Consider the following 8,689-nt stretch of genomic DNA (forward strand, 5'->3'; position numbering starts at 1 on the left):
CTCATGGCCTCGGCGTCCGCCATGGTCTCATAATATGTCACATTAAAATTAGCTGGATCTTGTCCATTTAACAAAACAAAGTTTTGTGATAATAAATCAAAACCAACACTATCATTGCTTGGGTCGCCATCAAATTCCATGGTGTCATCGCATAATACATAAGTATCATGGTTTGGGTTGACCTCTGCTGCCTCTTGTACTTCAACAAAGAAGCTTACCGTAGCTATATCACAGCTTGTGATTGTATTGTTTATATTTACAAATATCTCTTGTGGGTTTACTGTGTTTTGAAAAGCAGATGGGTTTGCTATAGCTCCTGTTCCCGACTCTGCTGCTGCTAATGTTGTATAATAGCTTACTGCAAAATCCGGCTCTGGTTGCCCATTTAAAATAGCACTGGTTTGTGTTGTTAAATCAAAAATATAAATATTGTCTGTGTTTAACTCACAGGCTATTATATTGTCTACTGCAACCGTATCCGGTAATGGGTTCACAATAATATCAAAACTTACAATGGTATAACATCCAGTTCCTGTATCTAATGGATCTGATGGATCCCCTGTATTTGTAACTCGCGCATAAATGGTTTGTGTCGGGCCTGTGTTTGTGTACGCGGTTGGGTTTGGAATGCTGTTCGCCCCTGATTCCGCATCGGCCATTGTGGTATGGTACGAAACGGTTTCGTTATAGGCATTCAACATCGCTGCTTCATTGGCCGTGATATCAAACTCCTCTTCTAAATCCCCTGGATTGTTATCATCGCACAACTCCATGTTTGGCAGTGCTGCTGTTGGGGTCGGAACCGTGTTCACCACCAAGGTCAAAGTGGTCAGCGCATAACAGTCCACTCCATTGGCCGTAGAGGATACGGTTACAAAGATGGTCTGTGGATTGTGTGGTGCCCCACCTATCGAGGTATTGGCATAAGCTGTATAATCTGCTATTGGCGTGTTTGCCGTTACGTCCGCCATGGTCTCGTAATAGGCCACGGACCAACTGGAGTTGCCCCCTGTTATGATATTGTCTTGGACTGTTAAATCAAATATGGCATAACCATCGTTGTCAACGGTGTCATCACAAATCTCATATTGCATCGCTTCTGTTGTCGTTACTGGAACCGGCAATGGATTCACAATTAAATCTAATGATGTTACTCGGATACAGCCTGTGGCATTATTCTCAACACGTACCCAAACGGTCTGGTTTGATGCCACAGTGTTGGTAAAGGCGCCTGGAGTTGCTATATAGCTTGGATCGGTTGTCCCTATCTCTGCCCCTGCCTGTGTGGTATAATATGTAACGGAATATGCCATTGGATCTAGCCCATTTAAAATCTCTGTATTGCTCGTTGTTAAATCAAATTGCGTCATCCCATCGGCAACCCCATCGTCATCGCACAGTACCAGTGCCTCTGGATCCATTTCTATATCCGGTGTTGGGTCTATTATCAGTTCCAGCTCCAAAATGGTCGGGCAGTTGGTCCCCGGACCATAATCTACTCGAATATAAATTATCTGACCTGCTACATTTGTAAATACGTCCGGCTGTGGCAAGACATCGTCCATGGCATTTTGCTCGGTTAAGTGAAAAGAAACCTCGTAGGTTGGATCTATTGCTTCTATATTGTTTCTAGTGTCCGTTAAATCAAAAACACCTAGACCATCATTATCTGGATCACAATAATGTAAGGCTGATGGACTTGGAACTGCCGGTGCATCCACTACACCAAGTTCCAATGTCGTGGTGGCATAACAACCGGTTGCCGCGTCCTCTACGCGCACCCAAACCACCTCACCATCGGTGCCTATATAGGCTGAAGATGATGGTAGTACTTCTGGTGAACCATTCTCTGCATCTAATAAACTGGCATGGTAGGTAACTATATAAGTTGCATTGCCTCCAGAGATCTCATCATTCTTCTCATTCAAATCCATTTCTGTCATCCCATCGGCTACATTGTCATCGCAGACAATCAATGGGCTTGGATCTACTACTGTTGGTAATGGGTTTACCACAACAACAGCTGTTGTCGTTAGTGTTGAACTACAAGCCGTGGTCGGGTTTTCTACATTTTCTAAGCTAAGGGTCTGGGTTACACCGACGCTTGGTATTGTTACAACCCACTCGCCCAAGGCATCTAGAGTTACCTGAACACTGGCTCCTCCATTTACATTGTAATCCACAATATCGCCTGCATCCCCTGTAATGGTAAATACAGCATCGCCATTGGGACAGATATCGCCTGCAGCAACTACGTTTGCTGTTGGGTTTGGATTCACAATAACCGTAGAGGTATCGGTAAGAGGGGAACTACAGTTGCTGGTCGGGTTGGTAACTTGTTCCAATGTAACCACCTGATCTGCTGTGGCTCCTGCTACCGTTACAATCCCTTCCCCAGTCGCATCCAAGGTCACTTGTGCGCCCGCGCCCCCATTGATGTTATAGTCCACAACATCGCCTGGCGTACCTGTTATGGTAAAAATGGCATCTTGACCACTACAGATATCCGTATTGGTTGTTAATGACACAATACTCGGCAAGGCCACCACGGTAACGGTCGCTGAATCGGCAAGTACCGAACTGCAACTTGTGGCTGGGTTGGTGATCTGCTCCAAATTTATGGTTTGGTCCGTCGTGGCGCCTGCCACCGTTACAACCCCTTCCCCTGTCGCATCCAGGGTCACTTGTGCGCCCGCGCCCCCATTGATGTTATAGTCCACAACATCCCCTGGGGTTCCCGTGATGGTAAAAATGGCATCTGTACCATCGCAAATATCTGTATTGGTGGCAAGGCCGGTTATCACTGGCAATGGATCCACCGTTAGCAACAACTGGGCCACACTGTAACATTGTGTCGTGATATTTTCTACGCGAACATGGACTGTTTGGGTAGTGGCCGTGGTATTGGTATATGCGCCTGGTGTTAGGATTTCACTTGCCGAGCCTGGACCTGTTTCGGCATCTGTGGCATCTCCGTAATACGTAATGGTGTAGTCCGTGGACGGTAACCCATTTAATATGGATGTCTCTGATAGGGTCAGGTCGAATTCCCCAAACCCATCGTCTCCCGGAAGAACGTTATCACAAATGGTCTGACTTGCCGGTATAATCTCTGGCACTGGGTTCAGCACCAAATCGAAAAATGGGCCCACTGAAACATTGCTGCAGCTGGCATCACTGGCCAGTTCTACACGTACCCATATAGGCTCTCCTGAACTGGAATAGGGACTGCTCAAGGCGCCTGTGCCTGCATCGGCTGAGGCTTGACTTGAATAATAAGTCACTGTAAAATCACTCGATGGTTGCGCCCCCAAAATGGTCAAGGTCTGACTCTCTAAATCAAAATCGGCTACACCATCATTGCTCGAATCGTCACATTGCACCAAATCACCAACTGCATTGATAGTTGGCTCGGGCGTGATGTTCAAAGTGAAGGAAGAGGTTTCGTAGCAACCTGAGTTTAAATATTCAATTCTTATATAAATCACCTCTCCATCTACTCCTGTATAAGCAGCTGCTGTACCTATGGCACCTGTATCAGCATCGGCATCTGCCTGGGAATTGTGATACGTGACTACTAAATCACCTGCATTGGCAGCTGATGCAGTTACCACTGGTGTATTCTGAGTTAGATCGAAGATGAAAGGTGGAGCACCTGGATTGCACAAAAAGAGGTTGTTAGGTGCTTCTGTAACAATTTCTGGCAACACATCAATACAAACCTGCTCTGTATATTCACAACCAAAATCGTCCATAGCACGGTATGTATAACAATGTACGCCTTCTGTTGCTGGTTGCACTGTAATGGTATTTCCGGTTGTGTTGGTTATAGAAGGGTCTGCATCCCAAGACTCACTTACAATATTATTGGAAGGAGGAACTAAAGATGGGTCAAAATTCAAATTCCAAGAAAATAACGTCCCATCATCTATAGCCCATAAGTCGGTTACAACAAATGTCCAATTACCATTTAAAGGTGTACCAATTAAATTATTAAAAGAAGATGTAGGAAGTGGTGCATAGCTTCCAGCAGGAACACTAGAACCTCCAACAGCAACATCATTTATTGATTGTGGAGCTGTGGGTGAGAAACAATATTCCCAACCTATACCAGGGTTTCCATTATCAGCTTGATCTGGAATCCCAAAATAAGCTCCAGGATCATTTCCATCTCCATATTCCAAAAAATCAACTCTACTTCCATTTGGTGCCACTAAATAAATATCTAAATCTCCAATAAATGAATGTTCAATTGTAACACAAATATTTGTGATTTGAGAAACATCAGTAATCACTTGGCCTGGCCCATAACAATCTACAGTTATTGTAGATGAATAAGATGCTGCTTGACCTGTAGTTTGCGTATCTTCTAACCAAGTTTGGTCAAAAATTTCAGGAGCACAGTCTTCAAATTGAGGAATTGAAGCAACACCATCAATAGTTGTGGAATCACCAAAACAAAGAGTAGAATTTGTAGCTTGAGTACCAGTAAAATCTATTTCTGGAGATACTCTAACAACTTGACTTATACTATTCATGCTACTACAACCTATAGGATTTGTATCTGTAACCACTAATTCTACAATATAAATACCTGGATTTGTATAAGTTGCAATAACGTTTTGCCCTGTAGCTGTTGTGTTATTCCCAAAATCCCAATCATAAGTAGCTCCAGTACCATCGACAGAAAAAACAGCACTTCCCGTAAATTCAACATCACCTCCCACACAGATTAAAATTTCACCATCACCATTTGGGGCTGGATTGGAAGTATCTAAAACAGCTGTAATATCCTGACATGGAGTATAACAAGAAATATTAGCCTCCCAACCAGTAGTAGCTCCAGCTCCATCACTAACAAACTCTATAGTTAAACACCCTGTAGGATTACCTGATGTAGCAGTTACTAATCCAGGGTTATTTCCAGGACCTCCTCCTGAAAACGTGCCTAAAACTGGAGCAGTAGTATCATCACCATCGTAAATGGTCATAATATCTGCATTTAATTGGGTACTAAAAGCAATAAAATCCAACTGTACTTGTTGACCAGGGTTTTCTGGACAAATGGTGTAAACAAAACTTTCGCCATCACCATAATTTCCAGTTGCTCCTCCAGAATCATAAAATATGCCTGAACACTGACTTGAGGTTCCGTTTTGCATAATCACATCTTGCGATAGTGCTGTAAGGCTGAATAAAAGTGCTATTATAGGGAAAATTATCTTTTTCATAACTTACTTAAAAATTTTGATGCTGAGATTTTATTATAATAAAGTAATCGGTATTGTCAACCCTGTACATATAAGTACCTCGTGCATAAAAATTAAATTGATATTTTAATGGATTAAAGGTTTGCGGATTAAAAACTGGGTCGCTTTTTAAATCTGGCACATAGTTATTAAACAATGGAATTTCTGATAATAGTGGACAAGGTTTTTGATCATGAGGATTTGGTATTCTTTTATACTCAATCCTATTTCTTAACAAATGCTTAATATCTTTTAAACGTTGCGGTTTGCTTAACACGTATTCGTTTAATTTATCACCATAAACTTCTTCAAGTTGCATTTGTTCTTTAGCACTCAGTGGCGCACCAACATTAGATCCATAGGATACTCTTTTTAGAGGTACCTTGGTTTGCAATGGTTGATTTTGTGCTAATATTGTTGTTGTAAACACACAAAACAACATAGCAAATAGAGTCATTGTTTTTTTCATAGGGAAAATCATCATAAAGCACATTTAATTAACAAGTTATGTTAAAAAAATGCATATTTATTGTTAAAAAATGAGCTGAAAATTAAGGAAATTTTATGAAAAACAGCGTTAATTTTTTGGCTAAATTAATTCTGTGTTAATAAAACCCCTTTAAAAAGGGAATTTCTTATCTTTGCAGATTAAATACAAATTTAAATTATCGGATGAAATTTGACGAAAAGTTAGAGGAGTTTGAGTCGTTAGGAGATAACCATGTAGGATCATCTTCAGACACTCCCATGCGTGAAGATGCTTTTAAGCTTACAAACGAAGAAAAAATAGACATCATCAAGGACGATGTGCAACATATTTTGGAAACCTTAGGGCTTGATTTAACGGATGACAGCTTAAAAGGAACACCTAATCGAGTTGCTAAAATGTTTGTAAAGGAACTGTTTGGTGGTTTAAATCCAGACAGAAAACCTAGTGCTTCAACCTTTGAAAACAAATATCAATATGGTGAAATGCTGGTTGAGAAAAACATTACGGTTTACTCCACTTGTGAGCATCATTTACTGCCAATCGTTGGAAAAGCCCATGTGGCATATATTTCAAACGGCACTGTTGTTGGTTTGTCTAAAATGAACCGAATTGTGGATTATTATGCCAAACGTCCACAAGTACAGGAACGCTTGACCATTCAAATTGTAAAAGAACTACAAGACGTTCTTAATACAAAAGATGTTGCTTGTGTGATTGACGCCAAACATTTGTGCGTAAACTCTAGAGGAATTAGAGATACCGAAAGCAGTACAATAACTTCTGAGTTTGGAGGAAAATTCAAAGACAAAGAAACTAAAAGGGAGTTTTTGGATTACATTAAAATGGATACTTCTTTTTAATTTTCATTTCAGAAATTATTACATTTTACAGACTAACTTTATAAGCTAAAACTTTACATCATTCATAATATGCCACTTTACAAGCAACAAGAAATAAAAATATACAATTCGCTTACTGGCGAAAAAGACGTTTTTAAACCTATTTATGAAGGCTATGTAGGCATGTACGTTTGTGGACCTACCGTTTATAGCAATGTGCATTTAGGAAATGTTAGGACGTTCATGTCTTTTGACATGATATACAGATACCTATTACATTTAGGCTTTAAAGTACGCTATGTAAGAAACATCACAGATGCAGGACATCTGGAAAACGATGCTGATGCTGGTGAAGATAGGATAGCCAAAAAAGCCCGCTTGGAAGAAATTGAACCTATGGAAGTGGTACAACGCTATACAGTGGATTTTCATAACATTTTGAATGCTTTTAATTTTCTGCCTCCTAGCATAGAACCCACAGCAACAGGTCATATTATAGAGCAGATAGAATTAATTAAAACCATTATTGACAATGGTTTTGCTTATGAAGTGAATGGCTCTGTATATTTTGATGTTTTAAAATATAACGAAACCAACAATTACGGCATTTTAAGCAAACGTAAAGTGGAAGATTTAATCCATAACACACGTGAACTTGATGGTCAAAGCGACAAGAAGAACCCTCAAGATTTTGCACTATGGAAAAAAGCCGAACCTCAACATATCATGCGCTGGCCTTCGCCATGGAGCGATGGGTTTCCTGGATGGCATTTGGAATGCACAGCCATGAGCACCAAATATCTGGGCGAACATTTTGATATTCATGGAGGTGGCATGGATTTAAAATTCCCTCATCATGAGTGTGAAATTGCTCAAAACCAAGCTGCCAAAGGTCAAACACCTGTAAATTACTGGATGCATGCCAACATGCTTATTATGAATGGTAAGAAAATGGCAAAATCTACCGGGAATTTTATTTTACCTAATGAGATTTTCTCTGGAGATAATCCTCATATCACTAAAGGGTTTTCTCCTTCTGTAGCACGATTCTTCATGCTTCAAGCTCATTACAGAAGTGTTTTGGATTTTACCAATGATGGTTTGTTGGCCAGTGAAAAAGGGTTTAACAGACTTATGGAGGCCATAAACTTATTGGACAGTTTACCAACTTCAACTTCGTCTACATTTAATGTTCCTGAATGGAAACAATTTTGTTACGATGCCTTGAACGACGATTTTAACTCACCAATTTTAATTGCCCATTTATTTGAAGCGGCCAAATACATCAACCAAATAAAAGATGCTAAGGCAAGCATAACAAAAGACGATTTGGCCGAGTTAAAAAAAGCCATCCATGCCTTTGTTTTTGATATTATGGGACTGGAAGAACTTACAACAACAGATAATAAAGGTACAAACGAAAAATTAACTGGAACGGTAGCCCTTTTAATAAAACTACGTCAAGAAGCTAGAGCCAACAAAGATTTCGCCTTATCCGATCAAATTCGTGACGAACTTCAAGACCTTGGCATACAATTGAAAGATGGGAAGGATGGCACCTCGTTTAGCCTCTCCTAGTTTGTTGTAAAGTCGCCTGCCTAGTTGTGGGCTATATTTTCTGATAGATATTGATAGATTTTAGTTCGTTATATTTCATATTAAAATTTGAATTATTAAACCAAGCCGGTTTTTTTTGAACATTGCAGTTTATTACAAATAAATGTTTCGCAGCAATTATAAATAAAATAGAATACTTTTATCATATCAATTAAATAAATAGATTAAGGAATCATTTTCTTAAGTTCAGATATCTAAATGCTTAATGACACCTGATTAAACAACAAAAATCTCAATACAAACCTCTTGAAACGAATTTTAACATATCCTTTTCTATTACTTATAAAAATTTATCAAACAGTAATTTCCCCATTAACGCCAGCCACTTGCAGGTTTCAACCAACTTGTTCCCATTACGCTAAAGAAGCTTTGGAAAAGCATGGTTTTTTTAAGGGTGGAAAATTGGCTTTGATCCGGATTTTTAGTTGTCATCCTTGGGGACGTTCTGGTTACGACCCAGTTCCGGAAAAAGATGACAACTAAAAACTAGCCAT

Annotated in this window: 5 protein-coding genes; 3 read left to right on the plus strand and 2 right to left on the minus strand. The window is 39.9% G+C overall.

The window, feature by feature from the left end:
- Together D778_RS14265 and D778_RS12990 are read right to left on the minus strand one after the other, a co-directional pair.
- The coding region (locus tag D778_RS14265) for a PKD domain-containing protein (protein WP_155949960.1) at positions 1-5,231 on the minus strand (5,231 nt) is incomplete at its 3' end.
- A 7-nt stretch (positions 5,232-5,238) separates the two neighbouring features.
- Entirely contained in the window at positions 5,239-5,733 is a 495-nt protein-coding gene (locus D778_RS12990; protein ID WP_155949961.1) for a hypothetical protein, read from the minus strand.
- A gap of 188 nt (positions 5,734-5,921) precedes the next feature.
- Between D778_RS12990 and folE the strand changes: the two genes are divergently transcribed.
- The 3 genes from folE (at position 5,922) to yidD (ending at position 8,678) form a co-directional block, all read left to right on the plus strand.
- Complete coding sequence (gene folE, locus D778_RS12995) at positions 5,922-6,599, plus strand: GTP cyclohydrolase I FolE (RefSeq protein ID WP_040492528.1); 678 nt, start codon at positions 5,922-5,924, stop codon at positions 6,597-6,599.
- A gap of 69 nt (positions 6,600-6,668) precedes the next feature.
- Positions 6,669-8,156, plus strand: coding sequence for a cysteine--tRNA ligase (gene cysS, locus D778_RS13000; protein ID WP_007651489.1), 1,488 nt, complete (start codon positions 6,669-6,671; stop codon positions 8,154-8,156).
- Between the two features lie 285 nt (positions 8,157-8,441).
- A complete protein-coding gene (yidD, locus tag D778_RS13005; RefSeq protein ID WP_007651491.1) occupies positions 8,442-8,678 on the plus strand; it encodes a membrane protein insertion efficiency factor YidD in 237 nt (78 codons plus the stop codon).
- Positions 8,679-8,689 lie beyond the last annotated feature (11 nt).

Source organism: Xanthomarina gelatinilytica, from assembly GCF_000348685.1.
In the GTDB taxonomy this organism is placed as follows: domain Bacteria; phylum Bacteroidota; class Bacteroidia; order Flavobacteriales; family Flavobacteriaceae; genus Xanthomarina; species Xanthomarina gelatinilytica.

Excerpts from the sequence above, each read along its gene's own strand:
- D778_RS12990 (WP_155949961.1), bottom strand. The coding sequence starts at position 5,733 with ATGATGATTTTCCCTATGAAAAAAACAATGACTCTATTTGCTATGTTG.
- cysS (WP_007651489.1), top strand. The coding sequence starts at position 6,669 with ATGCCACTTTACAAGCAACAAGAAATAAAAATATACAATTCGCTTACT.
- folE (WP_040492528.1), top strand. The coding sequence starts at position 5,922 with ATGAAATTTGACGAAAAGTTAGAGGAGTTTGAGTCGTTAGGAGATAAC.